This is a genomic window from Ensifer sp. EB106-03-01-XG145, from assembly GCF_058792075.1.
Map to the genome: position 1 here is coordinate 12590 of NZ_JBYTEC010000013.1, position 19913 is coordinate 32502.

The window sequence follows — 19913 nt, forward strand, 5'->3', positions numbered from 1 at the left end:
GCCGCGATGGCGACGGAGCGCACCCTGCCCAACCTCTGGCATGCGACGGCACCGGCCGCGCCCGAAACCAGGCCGCTCACCCGCGACCTGACGACCGATGTCGCGATCATCGGCGGCGGCTTCACCGGCCTATCGGCAGCCCTGCACCTCGCCGAAAAGGGCGTGAAGGCGACGGTGATCGAGGCGAAGATGATCGGCTTCGGCGGCTCCGGCCGCAATGTTGGCCTCGTCAATGCCGGCATGTGGGTCAAGCCCGACGATCTCATCTCGACCCTCGGCCCGGCCGCCGGCAACCGCCTGCTCACCGAACTCGGTGACGGCCCGTCGATGGTCTATGCCCTGGTCGAAAAATACGGCATCGCCTGCGAGGCGGTGCGCAACGGCACGCTGCACATGGCCGTCGGTAGCGACGGTGTCACGGAAATCAAAGACCGCGAAGCGCAATGGCAGAAGCGCGGCGCCCCGGTCGAGGCACTTTCGGCCGAGCGGGCGCATGCGCTCACCGGCGCCGAAGGCTTTTCCGGCGCCCTGCTCGATCGCCGCGCCGGCACCATCCAGCCGCTCGCCTATGCCCGCGGCCTGGCACGCGCAGCCCTTGCTGCCGGTGCCGAGATCTACACCGACACGCCACTGACAGGCGCCGAACGCCAGGGCGAGACCTGGGTGCTGAAAGCCGGCAACAGCGTCATCCGCGCCAAGCAGGTGATCCTTGCTACCAACGCCTATGGCGGCCTCTTCGCCGAAAGCCCGTGGCAGGCGCATACGCAGGAACTGACGATCCTGCCCTATTTCCAATTCGCCACCAATCCGCTGCCCGATGCGGTTGCAAGCCGTATCCTGCCGGAGCGCCAGGGCACCTGGGACACCGGCCTCGTCATGACGTCGTTCCGCATGGACCAGCAGAACCGGCTGATCTTTGGCTCGATCGGCCGGCTCGACGCGATCGCCGAAGGCACGCATCGTGCGTTTGCCGCCCGCTCGCTGCGCAAGCTCTTCCCCTTCATCGGCGACTTCCGCTTTGAATACTGGTGGGACGGCCGCATCGGCATGACCACCAACAACCTACCGGCCATGCACACGCTCGCCCCCAACGTGGTTTCCGTCAGCGGCTACAACGGCCGCGGCATTGCGCCGGGCACCGTCTTCGGCCGGGCTCTGGCGAACCACGTCACCGGCGAGACCTCGGCGATCCCGCTTGCGGAAACACCGGTAACCCCAGACACCTGGCGCACCGTGAAGTCGGCCTTCTACCACGCCGGCGCCCAGGCCAAGCATTTCATCGACCGGCGGTTTTGAGTGCTACTCGGCAGACACGCTGGACCGGTCATGCCGGTCCGCCACCGCGCAGGCAACTATCCTTCTCTGTCGTCCTGAAGGAAAGCTCCGCGACCATTCTGGGTCGGTCCCGGCACACCGGCCTTCTTCAGACCACCGGCCGGCCGACCAGAATGTGTGCGGCTATCCGCACCTCTGGCCGGGTCAACAACTCGCGGAAGTTGCAGCCACGAGGCACATCGGATCGCGAGATGACGATCAAGCTCCAGCGACTCCCGGCCATTCGAGAGAAAGATTGATCGGACAGCCCGAACGCGGGTGTTCAAGTATTCACCAAAAACCGATTGCGTTACAAAAGCAGTCGACCTATCCTACACCGATTGCAATTCACAATCAGATCCGTGCGGTATTCCATGTAGGGAAGGAAGCGGCTATGGCAAAACTCGTGTTCGGAATGAACCAGTCCCTGGATGGCTACGTCGACCACATGGAGTTTGCGCCGAGCCCCACGCTCTTCCGCCACTTCATCAAGGAGGCCGAGCAGCAGACGGGCAGCCTATACGGTCGCGGTATTTACGAGATCATGCGCTACTGGGACGACGAGCATCCTGAATGGGATGCGGACGAACAGGCCTTTGCGGCGGCATGGCGCAGGCAGCCGAAATATGTCGTTTCGCGCTCCCTGTCGTCTGTCGGCCCCAACGCCCGGCTCGTCGACCGCGATCTTGCCAGCGAAGTGCGCAAGCTGAAGGCTGAGCACGACGGAGAGATCGAAGTGGCTGGCCCGGTCTTGGCGCACAGCCTCACCGAACTTGGCTTGATCGACGAGTATCGGATCTACCTGCACCCGGTCGTACTGGGTCACGGCAACCCCTATTTCGCCGGCCCCCGACCGCCGCTCCGTCTCGTAGCTCATGATCGGATTGGCGAGGATGTGATCAGGTTGACCTACGTTCCTGCTTGATCTCGCTGGCGAAAACGCGGGCCTCCCAGTCCGACAAATAAACGCCCCGGATCATGCCTGACCCGAGGCGTCGTCTTTCAAGACGGAATGCACGATCAAGCCGCCGCGCGGTAGCCCGAAGCGACGGCGACCTGCACTTGCCCAGACGTCCGGAACGCCCGGAGCCGCGTCGCGATGTGCTCGGCCTCGCCCGTCAGCGCCTGGCTTGCGGCGTTGGCCTGTTCGACCATCGCGGCATTCTGCTGGGTGATCTGGTCCATCTGGGTGATCGCGGTGTTGACCTCCTGCAGGCCGGTTGCCTGTTCGGCGGTGCTGGCGCGGATGGCGCCGAAGACGGAGCTGACTTCGACCACCTGCGCCACGATCTGCTGCAGCGACTGGGCCACCTGGTTGACCGAGTTCACCCCATCGTCCACCTGGCCGCGTGACTTGGCGATCAGCCCCTGGATATCCTTCGCTGCGTCGGCACAGCGCTGTGCGAGCGCGCGGACTTCCGACGCAACAACGGCAAAGCCCCTGCCCGCCTCGCCGGCCCGCGCCGCTTCGATACCGGCGTTCAGCGCCAGCAGGTTGGTCTGGAAGGCGATCTCGTCGATCACGTCGACGATCCGGGCGATGCTGGCAGACGACGTCTGGATCTCCTGCATCACCTCGATCGCGTGGCTGACGATCTCGCCGCTCTGTTCGGCATTGGCGCGCGCCGCGATCACTGTCGAATTCGCCTGGTTGGCGCCTTCGGCCGTCTGCTTGACCGTGCGCGTCACCTGCTCGACGGCTGCCGCCGTTTCTTCGAGATTGGCCGCCTGCCGCTCCGTCCGCCGGGCAAGATCGTCGGCCGCCGCTGCGATTTCCTTGGCGCTCGTGTGGATCTGGCTGGCGCCGGCCTCGATGCCGCCGATGGCACGAGAGAGCTCGCCGATCGCGTGGTTGAAGTTTTCGCCAAGCTCCTGATAGGCGACCGGCAGATCGGCGCCGATGCGCGCAGTCAGATCGCCGTCGGCGATCTTCTTCAAGGCGGCGCCGAATGTCTTGCTGATCAGCGCGCGCTCGGCCGCCAGCACTTCCTCCTGGACGGCCCGCTGCTTGGTCACGTCGGACGCATCCATGTAGACCGAGATCGACAGGTCCATGTCGAGGAACACGCCCTTGACGAGGCTCGACAGCATCGCGCCCATTTCCTCGGCCGAAGTCGTCTGGCGCGAGAACAGACCGGCCTTCGGCCAATGGGCTTTGACGATTTCGGTGATCAGGTGCTCGGCGATCAGCGCATAGCCGCCGATATACCAGCGCGGCTCGAGGCCGATGCGCGCGTGGACCTGGCCGATGGTGCGGACCTTGGCGCTGTAGTCTTCATTGAAATTGGCGTCGGCGATGTTTGCCCAGTGGCCGACCTGCGCGCCCTTGGCGCGGTCGATATGGCTGTCGGACGAAAAGAAGCGCTTCGTCTCGGGCGTCGCCTTCACCTTGCCGTAGAACTTGTCGAGCGCCGGCTTCAGTTCCTTTTCAAGGATCGGCTTCAGCGCCTTGAGGCTCGTTCTGGCGGCATCGTCGAGCGCCATGAAATTCAGACGACCGGCAACATCCTGCGTGCCGGCAGCGGTGTGTTCCGTTTTCATGCGCGAACTTCCCTGCATGCTCTCCTGCATGTTTTTCGATCTGAGGACAAAAACATGCAGCAGTTCAAAGTGATACAACGACCTTGGCGCGCCCGATAAGACGCGCGGCGCTGTTGTGGATCATGGAGACAGGATCGACGGCGCACTGCATGTTTCCTTTAATCGTATTCGATTAAGGGACAAAAACATGCAGCACTTCAAAGTGCTACAGCGACCTTTGCGCGTCTGATAAGACGCGCGGCGCTGTAGGCGTCTGAGATCATGGCCGCAGTCATGGCGGCCGATTGCCCGATTGCTGATATCGCGGGGCAAGCTGTGTCCTTGGCCACTGTTAGAAGCACAGGGTAAAAGAAGCCTTACGGACGACAGCTATTTCGCGAAGGCTGAAACAGGATTCAACCGGAACTGACGAACGTCAATTCCGGTTGAAAGGGAACAATTCGAGGAAAAGATCAGGCGGCGTTGCGCGACGCCCAGGACGGCATGCGTGCGGCCCAGGAACGGCGCGCCTTGACCGGCAACAGCGCCTGCACTTCTTTTGCCAATGCGAAGGCGTTTTCGCGCGCCTTGTCGAGGTTGCTGACACGGGCCGGATCCATCGTCTGCAGCGTGCCGCCGCAGTCGAAAATCTCGCGATAGGCGGCGCGCTCGACGATCGGCGTGTCGAGCACCGAGACGCCGCGTTCGGCGAGCATGGCTTTGATCGTCTGCAGCGCGCGCGTGGTGACGAGCGAATTGACGCGGGTCAGCACGACCGAATGGTTGATGCGTTGCTTGGACCGGTCCTCGATCTGGCGGATGAGTTCGAGAATCTGCGCCGCGCCGCGCGCATCCATGGCGCATCCCTGCACCGGGATCAGCACCTGATCGGAAATGGCCAGCGCCAGTGCGACAATTTGGTCTTTCGCGCCCGCGAGATCGATGACGATGTAATCAGCCTCGTCCTTCATCTCGCGGATATGACATTCGAGCGAGCCGGGCGTGATATGCGAGATGACCGTGAGATTGGCGATGTGGCCGGAAGCTTCGGCCCAGCTTGTGATCCAGCGCTGCGGATCGGCATCGAGAACCACGACACGATGTCCTTGCCTTGCCAGCTCGGTCGACAGGATCAGCGCTGCCGTCGTCTTGCCCGCGCCGCCCTTTGCATTGGCGAAAGTGATGACCGCCATGATATTCCTCATTCTGTGCGTGTTCCGCGCTGAACCCGACGGCCATGGCCGGTGGTTCGCTTCTTAACGAAACCTTTCAGAACATGGTTAACGAATTGGTAACGCACGAACGTGAAACCTGACAGTCACGCGGCCGGAAGACCGGCGGCACGCCGCAATGAAGATCAAAACAGCAGAGGTTCCGGCTCTCAGGCCGGCAGTGCGACCGGGTCCGCCGCCCGCTCCGAGCGGTAGCACATCGATGAGAACGGACCGTGCCGCATCGTTTCTCCGGCCGGGTTGAGCAGCCTCAGCACATCATCGGCAAAGGCGCGGGCATTGGCCTGGGCCTTTGCCAGATTACTGACCCTGGCAGCATCGAGCGAATAGAGCGTATCGCCCTGCTCGAACAGTTCGCGAAAAGCCGTGCGTTCTACCAGCGGCGTATCGACGAGGCGGATCTTGCATTCGGCCAGCATCAGCTTGACCTTGCGCATCGCCCGCGTCGTCACGATGGCGTTGACCCGTGTCAACAGCACCGCATGGTTGATATTGGCGCGCGCATTGTTCTCGATATAGCGGATCAGTTCGAGCACCTGCGTGGCACCGCGCGCATCCATGACGCAGCCCTGAACCGGGATCAGCGTCAGGTCGGAAAGCCCTATCGCAAGGGCGACCAGCACGTCGGCCGCTCCCGAGAGGTCGATGACCACATGCTCGACGCGACCGCGCAGCCGCCTGAGGTGGTCGCTGAGGGTGGTCGTAGTGACACCGGAGATGACGGAGAGATTGCTGTCGCTTCGACCGTGCCTAAACCAGTCGGTCATGCAGGCGAGCTGGTCGCAATCGAGAACCGCGACCCTGTCGCCGTTCCGGGCGTATTCGCAGGCGAGCAGCAACGCTGCCGTCGTCTTGCCAGCTCCCCCCTTCGCATTCGCGAGGGACATAATCCCCATTGCTCGACCCTAACTCACCCACGGCCCTCTGGTTCCGGCCGAAACATACGCACACTCTAATGGAAGCGTTTCAGATCGCGGTAAACGAACTGTAAAGGACGCGCTTCCAGGGAACCAAATCGTGACAGTTCCGTGACAATTAGGTGACAAATCAGCTGCAATGGCAAGTGGTATTTTCGACCCCTCTAAACTAAGGGAGATCTGGCGCCTCACCCGGGCGAGGCGCCAGCAACACTATGTCAGATGCACTCGCGGAAGAGTTTCTTCGCGGCATCCAACGTCAGTTCGACCGGGTTGCCGCCGGCCGTTGGGTCGACGATCGCCATCTCCGACATTTCGTCGATGCGGTCGGTACCGACGCCAAGAGCCGACAGCTTGTCCGGAACGCCGAGCTCTTCGCGCAGCTTCAACACGTAGTCGTAGAAGCCATCGAAGCCGCCGGAAATGCCGAGATAGGCGGCAGCGCGCGTGATCTTCTCCTCGATCGCCGGGCGGTTGAAGCGCAGCACCGGCGGCATCACCACCGCATTGGTCATGCCGTGATGGGTGTTGTAGATTGCGCCGACCGGATGCGACAGCGAGTGGATGGCGCCAAGGCCCTTCTGGAAGGCAACGGCACCCATGGCGGCCGCGCTCATCATGTTGGCGCGGGCCTCAATGTCCGTGCCGTCCTTGTAGGCGCGCGGCAGATACTCTTTCACCAGCCGCATACCTTCGAGCGCAATGCCGGCCGACATCGGATGGTAGAACGGCGAGGAATAGGCTTCCAGGCAATGGGCGAAAGCGTCCATGCCGGTGCCGGCGGTGATCACCTTCGGCATGCCGACCGTCAGTTCCGGGTCGCAGATTGTCACTGCCGGCAGGAACTTCGGGTGGAAGATCACCTTCTTTACGTGGCTTGCCGAATTGGTGATGACGCTGGCGCGGCCGACTTCCGACCCGGTGCCGGCCGTGGTCGGCACGGCGACGATCGGCGCAATGCCTTCGACGCTCGCGCGTGTCCACCAGTCGCCGATGTCCTCAAAGTCCCAGACCGGGCGGCTCTGCCCGGCCATGAAGGCGACGCACTTGCCGAGATCGAGGCCCGAGCCGCCGCCGAAGGCGACGACGCCATCATGACCGCCATCCTTGAAGGCCTTGACGCCGGCTTCAAGGTTGACGTCATTCGGGTTCGGATCGACATCGGCGAAGATCGCCCGGCCGAGACCGGCGGCGCTCAGGATATCGAGCGCGTTCTGGGTGATCGCCATCGGCGCGAGGCCCCGGTCGGTGATCAGCAGCGGCTTCTTCATGCCCGCCGCCTTGCAATGGTCGGCAAGCTCCTTGATCCGGCCGGCACCGAACTTGATGGCGGTCGGATAGCTCCAGTTGGCGGTGATGGTCATGCGGTGACTTTCTTCAGATGGTAGGATTTCGGACGGGTAAGGTTCTGGAAGCCGATGACCGAGAGCGAGCCGCCACGGCCCGTTTCCTTGACGCCGGTCCAGCAAAGCGCCGGGTCGAGATAGTCGGCGCGGTTCATGAACACCGTGCCGGTCTCGATGTCGGCGCCGATGCGCGCGGCGCGCTCGGCATCCTTGGTCCAGAGCGATGCGGTGAGGCCATATTGCGAGTCGTTCATCAGCTCGATCGCCTGGCTGTCGCTCTTCACCTTCATGATGCCGACGGCCGGACCAAAGGTCTCTTCGCGCATGAAGGCCATGGAGTGATCGACATTGGTAAGGATCTGCGGCGCGAGATAGGCGCCGCCATCGTCCTGCGGGAACAGTTTCGGATCGATCAGCGCCTTGGCGCCCTTGGCAACCGCATCGGCGATCTGCTCGCGCACGGTCGCGGCAAAGCGCTTGTTTGCCATCGGCCCGAGCGTCGTTTCCGGATCGAGCGGATTGCCGAGCTTGTAATTGGAAACCCAGGCGACCGACTTCTCGACGAAGGTGTCATAGAGCTTTTCATGCACGTAGATGCGCTCGATGCCGCAGCAGCACTGGCCGGAATTGTAAGTGGCGCCATCCATCAGCGTGTCGACGGCCGCATCGAGGTCGGCGTCTTCCATGACGTAGCCCGGATCCTTGCCGCCGAGTTCGAGGCCGAGACCGGTGAAGGTGCCGGCAGCCGCGCGCTCGATCGACCGTCCGCCCTCGACCGAGCCGGTGAAGTTGACGAAATCGAAGCTCTTGGCAGCAATCAGCGCCGCTGATGTCTCATGGTCGAGGAAGATGTTCTGGAAGACGTCGGCGGGAACGCCGGCCTCGACGAAGGCGCGCACCATGCGCTCGCCGACGAGGATCGTCTGGCTCGCATGTTTGATGATGACGGTATTGCCGGCCATCAGCGCCGGGGCGACCGTGTTGATCGCGGTCATGTAAGGATAGTTCCACGGCGCGACGACGAAGACGACGCCATGCGGCTCGCGGGCGATGCGGCGCTCGAAGCGGTCGCTTTCCTCGATCACCAGCGGCTTCAGCGCATCGGCGGCGATCGTCGCGACATAGTTCCCGCGCTCGTTGAAGCCTTTGAACTCGCCGCCGTAGCGCACCGGCCGGCCCATCTGCCAGGCAAGCTCCGGCACCACCTCGTCGACCATTTCATTGAGGCGGGCGACACCTGATAGCACCAGGTTGACGCGCTCGTCGAGCGGACGGCGCGCCCAGGCCTTCTGCGCCTGGCGGGCGCGGGAAACCACCTGTTTTGCCAGCTCCAGCGGCATCGCCGGGCGTTCCGCGTAGACTTCGCCGTTCACGGGCGAAATGCACTTGATCATGCTCATGATCGTTTTCCTGCTTTCATTGCGAATGATGCGGTGGCCGACCCTGCCAGGATCGGCCACCGTGTGAGAGATAGGGACCAGGATCAGGCCCGTTCGAAACCGCGTGCGACCTCCCAATCGGTGACGCGGCGGTCGTATTCTTCCTGCTCCCAGCGCCCGGCCCGCGCGTAATGCTCGATGACCTCGTCACCAAAGGCGGCGCGCAGCATCTTGGATTCGCTGAGCGCTGCGGTCGCGTCTCTCAGCGTGCGCGGGATCTCGCGCACGTCCTTGCCGCCATAGGCGTCGCCGACGAAGGGCGCTTCCAGTTCCATCTTGTTCTCGATACCGGAAATGCCGGCCGCGATCAAAGCCGCGAAGGCGAGATAGGGATTGAGATCGGAGCCGCCGACGCGGCATTCGATGCGGATCGCCTTGGTGTCCTCGCCGCAAAGGCGATAGCCGGCGGTGCGGTTATCCTTGCTCCAGACCGCCTTGGTCGGCGCGAAGGTGCCGGCCATGAAGCGCTTGTAGGAGTTGATGTAGGGCGCAAGGAAATAGGTGATCTCGCTCGCATGGGTCAGCAGCCCCGCCACATAGTGGCGCATCATCTCCGACATGCCGTATTTGCCGCTCTCGTCGAAGAATTTCGAGGTCTTGCCGTCGGCACTCCAGAGCGACTGGTGGATATGCGAGGAGGAGCCGGCGGCCGAATAATTCCACTTGGCGAGGAAGGTGATGGCCTTGCCGCGCGACCAGGCGATCTCCTTGCAGCCATTCTTGATGATCGCGTGCCGGTCGGCCATCGTCAGCGCGTCGGCATAACGCACGTTGATCTCTTCCTGCCCGGCCGACGCCTCGCCCTTGGAATTTTCGACCGGGATGCCGGCGCCCTGCAGGCCGTTGCGGATCGCCCGCATCACATCCTCTTCCTTGGTGGTCTGGAAGATGTGGTAGTCCTCGTTGTAGCCGCTGACGAGTTGCAGGTCGCGATAGCCGGATTGGCGGGCATCGTCGTAGGACTGGTCGAACAGGAAGAATTCGAGCTCGCTCGCCATGTAGGCCTTGAGCCCCATCTTCTCAAGCCGCGCCACCTGCTTCTTCAGGATCGCGCGCGGCGAGTGCGGCACTTCCTCGTGGGTGTGATGGTCGAGCATGTCGCAAAGCACGAGCGCCGTGCCTTCGAGCCAGGGAATGCGGCGAAGTGTCGAAAGGTCCGGCTTCATCGTATAGTCGCCGTAGCCCTTCTCCCAGCTCGTCGCCTTGTAGCCGGGAACGGTCTCCATCTCCATGTCGGTCGCAAGCAGATAGTTGCAGCTATGCGTTTCCTTCCAGGCGCCGTCGACGAAGAACTGCGCGTGGAAGCGCTTGCCCATCAGCCGGCCCTGCATGTCGACCTGGCAGGCGAGAACCGTATCGATGCGCCCGGCGGCGACGTCTTCCTTCAACTCATCAAACGTATAGCTCATCAACTTCCATCCCATGTTTGGTCACGCGGCCGTTCCCTTGGGTCACGATATTTTTGGGCCGCGTGGACGTGATTCGTTCAAGTAACCGGACACGCTCCGGAAAAGAAAAGGCGGAAGTCGCGGTCGCGCTCCCGCCCATTTTGTTGGTGTTCAGACTTCGCCGACGGCCTTTTCGGCAGCGGCAATCTCGGCCTGGCGGCGCGCCACTTCGTCGCCGATCGGCGGGCCGCGGAAGCGGCGGGTTTCGAAGCCGAACCAGATCAGAGCCGTCAGCACCAGGAAGCCCACGGTGATGTAGAGCGCCCAGTCGTTCGGCGGTTGGATACCGAGAACGAAGATCAGCACCATGGCGATGATCGACAGAACCGCGAAGAGCTTGAACATCGCCTCGCCCAGGTTCCACGGGCCCATTTTATCCCACTTCGAGGTTCCCCAGGCGAAAAGGCCGAGCGTGATCGGGATCGCGAAGGAGAAGAACAGGAAGATGACCGTGCACGAGACGACGATCGTATAAACCGGCGTTTCGCCGATCGACACGAGCGACGAGCCCCAGACGAACAGGACCGAGAGGATCGAGCCGGTCCAGATCGCCGCAACCGGCGACCGGTGGGTCGGGCTGACCTTGGCGAGCGCCCTGGAGGCCGGCAGACCGCCGTCACGCGAGAAGGCGAAGATCATGCGTGATACCGAGGTCACCGTCGCCAGGCCGCACAGCCACTGGCTGACGAGGATGGCGAGATAGAGGATGTCCTTTATGACCGGGTTGACTTGGGCGTCCATCGCCCAGAAGAACACGTTCCAGCCCTGCTTGGCAGCTTCGTCCATGTTCGGGATCATCAGCACGAAGGCGCACAGCATGATGTAGCCGAAGAGCGCCGACCAGAGCACGGAAGAAACCATACCGCGCGGCACGGATTCGGCCGCCTTGACGGTTTCTTCCGAGGTGTGGGCAGAAGCGTCGTAGCCGGTGATCGTGTAGATCGGCAGCAGAAGGCCGAGCAGGAACACCCAGGTGCCCGACGTCTGCGGCCAGACGTTGCCGCCGGCTTCACCGGAATAGTTGGAGAAGGTGAAGAGCCTTGCGATGTCGTAGCTGTCGGCGGCCGCGAGGCAAACGACGGCAAGCAGGATCGCAGTTGCGAAGATCAGGTAGCCGGAGAAATCGGTGAGCTTGGCGGTGAGCCCGATGCCCATGTGGTTCACGAGCGCCTGTGCGCCGGTGATGATCGCCAGGAAGACGATGCGGGTAGTGGTTGTGTCCTCCAGCGCGAAATAGGGCGTGCCGAAGGAACCCATGAAGAAGTAATAGGTGCCGACGTTGATCGCGCCGAGAACGGTGACGAGACCGAGCAGGTTGAACCAGGCGGTCACCCAGCCGGTAAAGCGGTTACCAAGGATCGAACCCCAGTGGTAGAGGCCGCCGGCCGTCGGATAGGCCGAGCTGATCTGCGCCATGGCGACCGCAAAGACCAAGGAAATGAAGCAGCCAAGCGGCCAGCCGATGCCGATCGCGGCGCCCCCTGCGCCGGCTGTCGCCTGGGCGAGCGAATTGATGCCGCCGGAGAGAATGCAGATGATCGAGAACGACACCGCGAAGTTCGAGAACTGGCTCATGCGCCGCTCGAGCTCCTGGGCATAGCCCATCGAGTGCAAGACACTCATGTCCTGCTTTTTGTCCAAATCGCTGTAGTCTGACATTTTTCTTCCCCTGATTTATTCAGACCACACCGCCCCATTGCGGCAGGGTCCCATCAACCACCTGCCCCGGCTGGCCGGAACAGGACCGCGGCAAGCCGCTCCCCAGGGTCTTTTATTGTGCTGAAAGTGCCACTGCGCCTTTGCGGAGCAATCCTTCCAGATAGTCGGCCATGACCCTTTGGCCGATGTCATTGCGAATGAGATCGTTGCGGATCTCGATCATCACATTCGGCAGTCCGTTGAGGACGCCGTATTCAATCAGACTGTGAGTAACGCCGTCGGCCGGGCCATAGGGCTCGTTGCGGCGGATGTCGTAGGCGACCTGCCCCTTCGTCGCGACCGCCAGCATGTGGTCGGCAAGGCGGCTGTCCGCATCGTGCAGGATACCGACCTCGACGGCCCGCGGCTTGCCGAAATAGACGGGCGTGAAGCTATGCATCGTCACCAGGATCGGCGGCCTGCCGGCGGCCTTGCGGGCGGAAACGAAGCGCGCGACCGAATCGTGAAACGGGCGATAGATCTCCTCGACCCGCGCCTGCCGCTCGTCGTCGGTCATCGTCCGGTTTCCCGGGATCTCGTAAACTTCGCTCAGAACCGGCATCGCCGCCTCTGCCTCGGGCGGGCGGTTGCAATCATAGGCAAGCCGCGAGAAGCGCTGGTAGATCAACGCCGCATCGAGCTTGGCGGCGAGAAGCTTGGCGACGGCGAGCGCGCCCGGGTCCCAGGCGATATGACTTTCGAGCGCTTGCTCCGTAAGCCCGAGCGTACCGAGGCGCTCCGGAACCCGACGCGAGGCGTGCTCGCAGACGAGCACGATATCGCCCTTCCCTGTGGCGTTTTCGATCGCAACCGGATCGCCATCTGCTTCGGTCAAAAGTCGCGTCAACACCGGCATCCCCTTTTGCCCGTTAGACGTTCGTTAATGAAAAGAATTCTTCAGAGATTGGCGAGTGTCAATCGAAATCTGAAACGATCTCTTCAAAATTGCGATTGACTCCAATTGTGACAGCGATGTTTAATCTGTCACAAACCGGCTCTAGATCGGTTCAGGGGAGACATTTTGAGCAGCAAGGCGACATCGACGACGGTGTCGGATGTGATCAATGCCCACTTCACCGCGCTGACCCGCGCGGAGAAGCAACTGGCAGAGACACTTCTCGACAACTATCCCGTTTCGGGACTCGGCTCGATCACCACGGTCGCCGAGAACGCCGGCGTATCGACCCCGACCGTCGCGCGCATGGTGCAGAAACTCGGCTTCCGCGGCTTTCCGGATTTCCAGACGCGACTGCACCAGGAACTGGAAGCGACGATTTCCAATCCGATCACCAAGCACGACCGCTGGGCCGCCAACGCGCCGGGAACCCACACGCTCAACCGCTTCGCCGACGCGATCACCAGCAATCTGCGCGAGACGCTGACCCAGATCGATCCACGGGAATTCGACGAGGCCGCCGCCCTCATCGCCGACCGCAAGCGCAGCATCTATCTGCTCGGAGGCCGCATCACCCATGCGCTTGCCGACTATCTCTTCACCCATCTTCAGGTCATTCGTCCGGGTGTCACCGAGATCGCCTCCAACGCCAGCGCCTGGCCGCACTACGTGCTCGATATGCGCCAGGGCGACGTCTTGATTCTGTTCGATATTCGCCGCTACGAGCAGGAGATGGCGACGCTCGCCACATCCGCCCGCGAGCGTGGCGTCGAGATCATCCTCTTCACCGATCGCTGGACTTCGCCGGTCGCCAAATCCGCCTCCCGCGTGTTCCGCTCGCAGATCGAAGTACCGTCGGCCTGGGACAGCTCGGTGGTGATCCTGTTCTTGATCGAGGCTCTGATCGAGGCGGTGCAAAGTTCGAACTGGGAGGAAACCCGGGATCGAATGAAAACGCTCGAAGGCCTTTTCGATTCCACCCGCATCTTTCGCAAACCCGTCTAGGAGTGCTCGCCGACCCGTTCACGGAATTTCATACAGTTGTGCGACAGTGAGCCACCCCGCCAGAAAAAGAAATGTTCTTCCAACGACATAGGCGGCGCGAACGGATAAACCGCTGTCACATTACTTTCATGGCATCTCTTTAACAGCCTAGCCGAAATCGACTGAATACCCCACGAATTTGACTAAACCCATAAGGAGAACACCAGTGATTTCAAGAACCCATCGCCTGCTTTCGCTTTCCACCGCCGTTTTCCTGGCGACGACCGCAATCGCCGCCGCCGAGCCGAGCGCCGAACTCATCGAAGCCGCCAAGAAGGAAGGCATGCTGACCACCGTCGCCCTGCCCCACGACTGGTGCGGCTATGGCGACGTCATCGCCTCCTTCAAGACCAAGTATCCGGAAATCCAGGTCAACGAACTGAACCCGGACGCGGGCTCGGCTGACGAAGTCGAAGCCGTCAAGGCCAACAAGGACAACAAGGGTCCGCAGGCCCCTGACGTCGTCGACGTCGGTCTCGCCTTCGGCCCGCAGATGAAGGCCGAAGGCCTGCTGCAGCCCTACAAGGTTTCCACCTGGGACGAGATCCCGGACAGCGTCAAGGACGCCGAAGGCTACTGGTACGGCGACTATTACGGCGTGATGTCGTTCCTCGTGAACAAGGACCTTGTCCAGACCGCTCCGAAGGACTGGGCTGATCTCCTGAAGCCGGAATATGCCGGTCAGGTCGCTCTCGCTGGCGATCCGCGCGCGTCGAACCAGGCGATCCTCGGCGTTCTCGCCGCCGGTCTCGCCAAGGGTGCGAAGTCGGGCAAGGAAGCCGGTGAAGCTGGCCTCGGCTACTTCGCCGAACTCAACAAGGCCGGCAACTTCGTTCCGGTCATCGGCAAGTCCGGTACGCTCGCCCAGGGCTCGACCCCGATCATCGTTGCCTGGGACTACAACGCGCTCGGCTGGGCCAAGACCCTCAACGGCAACCCGCCGACCGAAGTCGTCGTTCCGGCCAGCGGCGTTCTCGCCGGCGTCTACGTTCAGGGCATCTCGGCCTACGCGCCGCACCCGAACGCAGCGAAGCTGTGGATGGAGCACCTCTATTCCGACGAAGGTCAGCTCGGCTGGCTCAAGGGCTTCTGCCACCCGACCCGCTTCAACGCGATGGTCAAGGCCGGCAAGGTTCCGCAGGCACTGATCGACGCCCTGCCGCCGGCAGCGTCTTATGAAAAGGCCTACTTCCCGACGCTCGAAGAAGTCGATGCCAACAAGGCTGCCGTCACCGGCGGCTGGGATTCCGTCGTCGGCGCGAACGTTCAGTAAGTCTTTCCACAGACATGTCGCCCCGGCCGGTTTTCCGGCCGGGGCGACATAAGTTATTCGTAAGGAATTCAAGTCTTTGGAGCGGAATGAGGAAAAATGTGCGCGGGTTTCAGCCCGCACCCCGCTCTAACTTGCAAGTATCAATAACGCCCGCGTCGATAACGCGGTTTCAGGGGCGCGAACGGAATGTCATCTGCTAAACCCGACGCCAGCCCGCCGGCGCGTCGCCTACCGCTTCACTGGCTGGGCATTCTGCCCTTTGCCGCCTTTGTGACGCTGTTTCTGATATTGCCGACGGCAAAGATCGTGGTCGGCGCCTTTCAGACACCGGATGGCAGCTTCACGTTCGAGAACATCCGTGGCCTGTTCACGCCCTCGATCCTTGCGGCCTACTGGATCTCGATCAAGATCAGCATAGCCTCGGCGCTCCTCGGCTGCCTGATTGGCTTTGCCATGGCCTCGGCCATTGTCTTCGGCGGCTTGCCGAAGGGCATCCGCGGGCCGCTTCTGACCTTTTCCGGCGTTGCCTCCAACTTTGCCGGCGTGCCGCTCGCCTTCGCCTTTCTCGCTACCCTCGGCCCGGTCGGCATCGTTACGGTGTTCCTGCGCTCGAACTTCGGTCTCGACCTCAGAATGCTCGGCTTCAATCTCCTGTCCTTCTGGGGGCTGACAGTCACCTACCTCTTTTTCCAGATCCCGCTGATGATCCTCATCATCACGCCGGCGCTCGACGGCCTGAAGCGCGAATGGCGCGAGGCCGCCGAAATCCTCGGTGCCACCGGCCTGCAGTACTGGCGCATGGTCGCCTTCCCGATCCTGCTTCCCTCGCTGCTCGGCACGCTGGCGCTGCTCTTCGCCAATGCCTTCGGCGCCGTTGCGACCGCGATCGCGCTCACCGGCTCGTCGCTGTCGATCGTGCCGATCCTGCTGTTCGCCCAGATCCGCGGCGACGTGCTCGGCAATCCGCATCTCGGCTATGCGCTCGCCTTCGGCATGATCGTCGTCACCGGCATTGCCAACGCGATCTACATCTGGCTGCGCGGCCGCAGCGAAAGGTGGCTGAAATGAAGAAGATCTGGGCCTGGGGGGCCCTCGTTTTCGGCCTCCTCTATTTCACCCTGCCGCTCATCGGCATGACCAACTTCTCCTTGAAGATGCGCCGCGGCGAATATTCCTTCGACGCCTATCAGAAGGTTTTCGCCGATCCGCGCTTCCAGGAAACCTTCAGCTATTCGGTGCTGCAGGCGCTGTTCACCATCGTCTTCGGCGTGCTGCTCGTCGTACCTACCGCCTATTGGGTCCGGCTGAAGCTGCCGCGGCTGCGCCCCTATATCGAGTTCATCACGCTTCTGCCGCTCGTTATCCCGGCGATCGTCATCGTCTTCGGCTATATCCGGCTCTACAACACCTCGAGCTGGCTGCCGCTGACGGGCTCGCTGACGGGGACCAACATCCTCCTGATGTTCGGCTACGCGACGCTCGCTCTGCCCTACATGTACCGCGCGGTCGACACCGGCCTTCGCACCATCGACGTCGCCACCCTGACCGAAGCCGCCCAGAGCCTCGGCGCCGGATGGGCCACGATCCTCGCCAAGATCATTCTGCCGAACGTGCTCGTCGCGGTGCTTTCAGGCGCCTTCCTGACCTTTGCCATCGTCATCGGCGAGTTCACCATGGCGGCACTTCTGAACCGCCCGGCCTTCGGCCCGTACATGCAGCTCTTGGGCGCCAACCGCGCCTATGAGCCTGCCGCACTCGCCGTTATCGCATTCGGCATCACCTGGGGCTGCCTCGGCCTCATCCAGCTCGTCTCGCGCTTCCAAAAAAGCGCGCCTCCCAAGGCCTGAGGACCGCACCCATGAGTTTTCTGTCACTCACCAGCATCAAGAAGTCCTTCGGCCCTGTTCACGTCGTGCACGATTTCGACATGGACATCGAGAAGGGCGAATTCGTCTCCTTCCTGGGTCCGTCCGGCTGCGGCAAGACGACCGTCCTGCGCATGATCGCCGGCTTCGAGACACCCTCCGCCGGCTCTATCGTGATCAACGGCAAGGACCAAGGGTCGTTGAAACCCAACCAGCGCAACATCGGCATGGTGTTTCAGGCCTATGCGCTGTTTCCGAACATGAACGTGCATGACAACGTTGCCTTCGGCCTCAAGGTCGCAGGCACTGACAAGTCGGAGATCGACGCACGGGTGAAGCAGATGCTCGGGCTGATCAAGCTCGAGCACCTGGCGGACCGCTTCCCCTACCAGCTCTCCGGCGGCCAGCAGCAGCGCGTGGCGCTTGCCCGCGCCATTGCGGTCAAGCCGCAGGTGCTGCTGCTCGACGAGCCGCTTTCGGCGCTCGACGCCAAGATCCGCGTGTCGCTGCGCGAAGAAATCCGGCAGATCCAGCAGCAGCTCGGCATCACCACGGTCTTCGTCACCCACGACCAGGAAGAGGCGCTGTCGATCTCCGATCGTATCGTCGTCATGAATGCCGGACGTGCCGACCAGATCGGCACCCCCTTCGAGATCTACAACACGCCGTCAACGCGCTTCGTCGCTTCCTTCGTCGGCACGCTGAACATCATCGAGGGCAAGGTCGCGGATCCGGCCTCGGGCGCCGTAACGATCGGCAACCAGCAGGTGGCTCTGAAAGACCCGATTGCCGGCATGAAGGGTGGCGACAGCATCTCGCTGGCGTTGCGCCCTGAAGCGGGCTCGATTGCCGAAGGGGCGCAAGGCGATACGGCGCTTGCCGGCGAGGTCGTCTCGACGAGCTTCCTCGGCTCGGTCATCCGCACGCGGCTTCGCGTCGGCGGCGATGTCATCTCCTTCGACATGTTCAACAATCCGGGCGTAACCCCGCCGGTCTCGGGCGACAACGTCACCCTGCGCTTCGCCGCCAAGGACCTGCTCGTTATTCGCGAGTAGGTCTTGCAGAAGACCGATGAACGCTGGCGCGCAGGGCGCCAGCGAGTATGCAGCGGTTCGTTGCACCATTGCCGGAGACCCGCGAGGTTGCAATCATGGCCAAGGCTGAACCAAGTGCCTTCGTCAGGCATATCCAGGATGAACTCTCCGATCTCGGGCCTGTTCAGATTGACCGCTTCTTCGGCGGCTGGGCCTACGTCGTCGCAGACAAGCGCTTTGCCGTCAGCATCAAGGACCGCCTCTATTTCAGGGTTGATCAGGCGCTGAAAGACGCGCTTATCACAGAGGGTTGCCAGCCGTTCACCTATGAGAAGGGCGGCAAGACCGTGGTCGTGCATCGCTTCTACGAAGCGCCTGTCGACTGCCTCGACGATCGCGACGCCCTTCTCCATTGGGCCGGGAGGGCACTTTCAGCCGAAGACGACGAACTGCGCGGATAGCGCTTCACCAAATCCCAAACGCCTTGCCACCCATAAACAGCAAGGCGATGACAAAGACACACGTGATGGGATACCGCCCAATCGCGGATGCCTCAAGAACCCAAAGCTTCAGCTTGAGGTGCTCACTGTCGGGTTTCGTGGGGAGTTTCGCCAATCGGAGCGCCTTTCTGTCACCAAAAGAAAAATTGATGAAGGCTGCTTCTGCTTCGCACTAACTATGAATCGTCCTGGGTGCGCAAGTGGTTTCTGGGTTCTCGTCCCCAGGTGAGGAACCGTTGATATCTCGCGCTTGTTATTCGACTTTTCACAGGTGATGCATCGATCCCCGACAGCTGATCGCCCTGCAGATAAAGTCGGCCGCAGCCAGCGCGAAAATACCGGAACGAGAAAGAGTTTCTCGCGCTCCGGCCGGACATGCAAAAATCTGTCGTGATTTCCCCTCTTTTCGTCGCGCCGTGCGTTTGATCGCTCGCAGGCGGACTATATAGTCGCGTTGTTCTCAGGGCGGGGCGAAATTCCCCACCGGCGGTAGCGGCCGAAAGGCCGAAGCCCGCGAGCGCTCTGGAGCTTACGCTCCAGAGGTCAGCAGATCCGGTCGAATTCCGGAGCCGACGGTCACAGTCCGGATGGAAGAGAGCAAGCAGGAACGTGGGCCCAGCGACGGGACCTCGCGCGCATGCATGTTCGCCCGACGGGATCATTGGAAACGCCAAACCCTGAAAGGCTTGAGACCATGACCATTTTTTCCCACCCCGCCGCCAAGATCGCGATCGTCCGTGCCCGCTGGCATGCCGATATCGTCGACCGCTGCGTCGATGCCTTCGTCGCGCAATGGACGAAGCTCGGCGGTTCGGCTGCCGACGTTGAGATCTTCGATGTGCCGGGCGCGCTCGAAATCCCGCTGCATGCGCAGACGCTGGCAAAGACCGGCCGCTACGCCGCGATCCTCGGCACCGCCTTCGTCGTCGACGGCGGCATCTACCGCCACGACTTCGTCGCCGGCACCGTGCTCGACGGCATGATGCGCGTCCAGCTCGACACCAATGTGCCGGTGCTTTCGGCCGTACTGACGCCGCACAATTTCCAGGAAAGCGAACCGCTCATTGCCTTCTTCCGCGAACACTTCGTCACCAAGGGCACGGAAGCCGCCAACGCCTGCTCGCAGATTTTGGATGCCCGCGCCAAGCTGGCGCTGGTCAACGCCTGATCGTCTGCGGCTCCGAAGTGAGCCTGCCTGGCGGGTGCGCCGTAAGCGCGCTGCCCCTCATCCGGCCTGCCGGCCACCTTCTCCCCGCTTGCGGGGAGAAGGACACGCGTGGCTCCTTGTCACCCAAACTCATCCTCTCTCGAGAACGGCCGGCCCCCCTGAGGTCAATCAGAGCCATCCCGCCAGCGAGAGCTCTCGTCCCCTCTCCCCGCCTGCGGGG

General features: G+C 62.3%; 17 protein-coding genes and 1 riboswitch. Of the genes, 9 read left to right on the top strand and 8 right to left on the bottom strand.

Annotated elements, in window-relative coordinates; translation table 11 throughout:
• The first annotated feature begins 6 nt into the window (after positions 1–6).
• Positions 7–1296, top strand: coding sequence for an NAD(P)/FAD-dependent oxidoreductase (locus AC3WWH_RS25160; protein WP_058321857.1), 1290 nt, complete (start codon positions 7–9; stop codon positions 1294–1296).
• A 412-nt stretch (positions 1297–1708) separates the two neighbouring features.
• Entirely contained in the window at positions 1709–2239 is a 531-nt protein-coding gene (locus tag AC3WWH_RS25165; protein ID WP_058321856.1) for a dihydrofolate reductase family protein, read from the top strand.
• 95 nt (positions 2240–2334) lie between these two features.
• Here AC3WWH_RS25165 and AC3WWH_RS25170 read toward each other — a convergent pair whose 3' ends face one another.
• The 8 genes from AC3WWH_RS25170 to AC3WWH_RS25205 form a co-directional block, all read right to left on the bottom strand.
• Complete coding sequence (locus tag AC3WWH_RS25170) at positions 2335–3855, bottom strand: globin-coupled sensor protein (protein WP_162752648.1); 1521 nt, start codon at positions 3853–3855, stop codon at positions 2335–2337.
• A gap of 452 nt (positions 3856–4307) precedes the next feature.
• Positions 4308–5027: an AAA family ATPase gene (locus AC3WWH_RS25175; protein ID WP_058321854.1), complete on the bottom strand. Its 720-nt coding sequence runs from the start codon at positions 5025–5027 to the stop codon at positions 4308–4310.
• Positions 5028–5215: 188 nt separating this feature from the next.
• Positions 5216–5962 (bottom strand): ParA family protein, encoded by a 747-nt coding sequence (locus tag AC3WWH_RS25180; RefSeq protein ID WP_082640745.1) that lies wholly within the window; start codon positions 5960–5962, stop codon positions 5216–5218.
• A 239-nt stretch (positions 5963–6201) separates the two neighbouring features.
• Entirely contained in the window at positions 6202–7347 is a 1146-nt protein-coding gene (locus AC3WWH_RS25185; RefSeq protein WP_058321853.1) for an iron-containing alcohol dehydrogenase, read from the bottom strand.
• Complete coding sequence (locus tag AC3WWH_RS25190; protein ID WP_058321852.1) at positions 7344–8729, bottom strand: aldehyde dehydrogenase family protein; 1386 nt, start codon at positions 8727–8729, stop codon at positions 7344–7346. The genes AC3WWH_RS25185 and AC3WWH_RS25190 overlap by 4 nt, the downstream gene beginning before the upstream one ends.
• An 83-nt stretch (positions 8730–8812) precedes the next feature.
• Entirely contained in the window at positions 8813–10177 is a 1365-nt protein-coding gene (locus tag AC3WWH_RS25195) for a glutamine synthetase family protein (protein WP_057253392.1), read from the bottom strand.
• Positions 10178–10327: 150 nt separating this feature from the next.
• Positions 10328–11875: an amino acid permease gene (locus AC3WWH_RS25200; protein ID WP_057253390.1), complete on the bottom strand. Its 1548-nt coding sequence runs from the start codon at positions 11873–11875 to the stop codon at positions 10328–10330.
• A 112-nt stretch (positions 11876–11987) separates the two neighbouring features.
• Complete coding sequence (locus tag AC3WWH_RS25205) at positions 11988–12761, bottom strand: N-formylglutamate amidohydrolase (RefSeq protein WP_082616106.1); 774 nt, start codon at positions 12759–12761, stop codon at positions 11988–11990.
• A 174-nt stretch (positions 12762–12935) separates the two neighbouring features.
• Between AC3WWH_RS25205 and AC3WWH_RS25210 the strand changes: the two genes are divergently transcribed.
• The 7 genes from AC3WWH_RS25210 to AC3WWH_RS25240 all read left to right on the top strand — a co-directional run bounded on the left by AC3WWH_RS25210 (position 12936) and on the right by AC3WWH_RS25240 (position 19693).
• The gene (locus AC3WWH_RS25210; protein ID WP_492377318.1) at positions 12936–13814 is read left to right on the top strand and encodes a MurR/RpiR family transcriptional regulator; all 879 of its coding nucleotides are present in this window, start codon (positions 12936–12938) and stop codon (positions 13812–13814) included.
• Positions 13815–14019: 205 nt separating this feature from the next.
• Positions 14020–15126, top strand: coding sequence for an ABC transporter substrate-binding protein (locus tag AC3WWH_RS25215; protein WP_058321851.1), 1107 nt, complete (start codon positions 14020–14022; stop codon positions 15124–15126).
• Between the two features lie 186 nt (positions 15127–15312).
• Complete coding sequence (locus AC3WWH_RS25220; protein WP_057253381.1) at positions 15313–16194, top strand: ABC transporter permease; 882 nt, start codon at positions 15313–15315, stop codon at positions 16192–16194.
• Complete coding sequence (locus AC3WWH_RS25225) at positions 16191–16973, top strand: ABC transporter permease (protein WP_057253380.1); 783 nt, start codon at positions 16191–16193, stop codon at positions 16971–16973. The genes AC3WWH_RS25220 and AC3WWH_RS25225 overlap by 4 nt, the downstream gene beginning before the upstream one ends.
• Positions 16974–16984: 11 nt before the next feature.
• Entirely contained in the window at positions 16985–18046 is a 1062-nt protein-coding gene (locus tag AC3WWH_RS25230; RefSeq protein WP_057253378.1) for an ABC transporter ATP-binding protein, read from the top strand.
• 95 nt (positions 18047–18141) lie between these two features.
• On the top strand, positions 18142–18486 hold the full coding sequence (locus tag AC3WWH_RS25235; RefSeq protein ID WP_063891459.1) for a TfoX/Sxy family protein: 345 nt from the start codon (positions 18142–18144) through the stop codon (positions 18484–18486).
• A gap of 491 nt (positions 18487–18977) precedes the next feature.
• Positions 18978–19128, top strand: a riboswitch (FMN riboswitch).
• A gap of 91 nt (positions 19129–19219) precedes the next feature.
• A complete protein-coding gene (locus AC3WWH_RS25240; RefSeq protein WP_058321849.1) occupies positions 19220–19693 on the top strand; it encodes a 6,7-dimethyl-8-ribityllumazine synthase in 474 nt (157 codons plus the stop codon).
• Positions 19694–19913: the final 220 nt, after the last annotated feature.

What these genes read in the sequence shown, in the direction of transcription:
- AC3WWH_RS25240 (WP_058321849.1), top strand. Translation starts at nt 19,220, where the DNA reads ATGACCATTTTTTCCCACCCCGCCGCCAAGATCGCGATCGTCCGTGCC.
- AC3WWH_RS25235 (WP_063891459.1), top strand. Translation starts at nt 18,142, where the DNA reads ATGGCCAAGGCTGAACCAAGTGCCTTCGTCAGGCATATCCAGGATGAA.
- AC3WWH_RS25200 (WP_057253390.1), bottom strand. Translation starts at nt 11,875, where the DNA reads ATGTCAGACTACAGCGATTTGGACAAAAAGCAGGACATGAGTGTCTTG.
- AC3WWH_RS25195 (WP_057253392.1), bottom strand. Translation starts at nt 10,177, where the DNA reads ATGAGCTATACGTTTGATGAGTTGAAGGAAGACGTCGCCGCCGGGCGC.
- AC3WWH_RS25170 (WP_162752648.1), bottom strand. Translation starts at nt 3,855, where the DNA reads ATGAAAACGGAACACACCGCTGCCGGCACGCAGGATGTTGCCGGTCGT.
- AC3WWH_RS25185 (WP_058321853.1), bottom strand. Translation starts at nt 7,347, where the DNA reads ATGACCATCACCGCCAACTGGAGCTATCCGACCGCCATCAAGTTCGGT.
- AC3WWH_RS25220 (WP_057253381.1), top strand. Translation starts at nt 15,313, where the DNA reads ATGTCATCTGCTAAACCCGACGCCAGCCCGCCGGCGCGTCGCCTACCG.
- AC3WWH_RS25165 (WP_058321856.1), top strand. Translation starts at nt 1,709, where the DNA reads ATGGCAAAACTCGTGTTCGGAATGAACCAGTCCCTGGATGGCTACGTC.
- AC3WWH_RS25180 (WP_082640745.1), bottom strand. Translation starts at nt 5,962, where the DNA reads ATGGGGATTATGTCCCTCGCGAATGCGAAGGGGGGAGCTGGCAAGACG.
- AC3WWH_RS25190 (WP_058321852.1), bottom strand. Translation starts at nt 8,729, where the DNA reads ATGAGCATGATCAAGTGCATTTCGCCCGTGAACGGCGAAGTCTACGCG.
- AC3WWH_RS25160 (WP_058321857.1), top strand. Translation starts at nt 7, where the DNA reads ATGGCGACGGAGCGCACCCTGCCCAACCTCTGGCATGCGACGGCACCG.
- AC3WWH_RS25225 (WP_057253380.1), top strand. Translation starts at nt 16,191, where the DNA reads ATGAAGAAGATCTGGGCCTGGGGGGCCCTCGTTTTCGGCCTCCTCTAT.
- AC3WWH_RS25230 (WP_057253378.1), top strand. Translation starts at nt 16,985, where the DNA reads ATGAGTTTTCTGTCACTCACCAGCATCAAGAAGTCCTTCGGCCCTGTT.
- AC3WWH_RS25175 (WP_058321854.1), bottom strand. Translation starts at nt 5,027, where the DNA reads ATGGCGGTCATCACTTTCGCCAATGCAAAGGGCGGCGCGGGCAAGACG.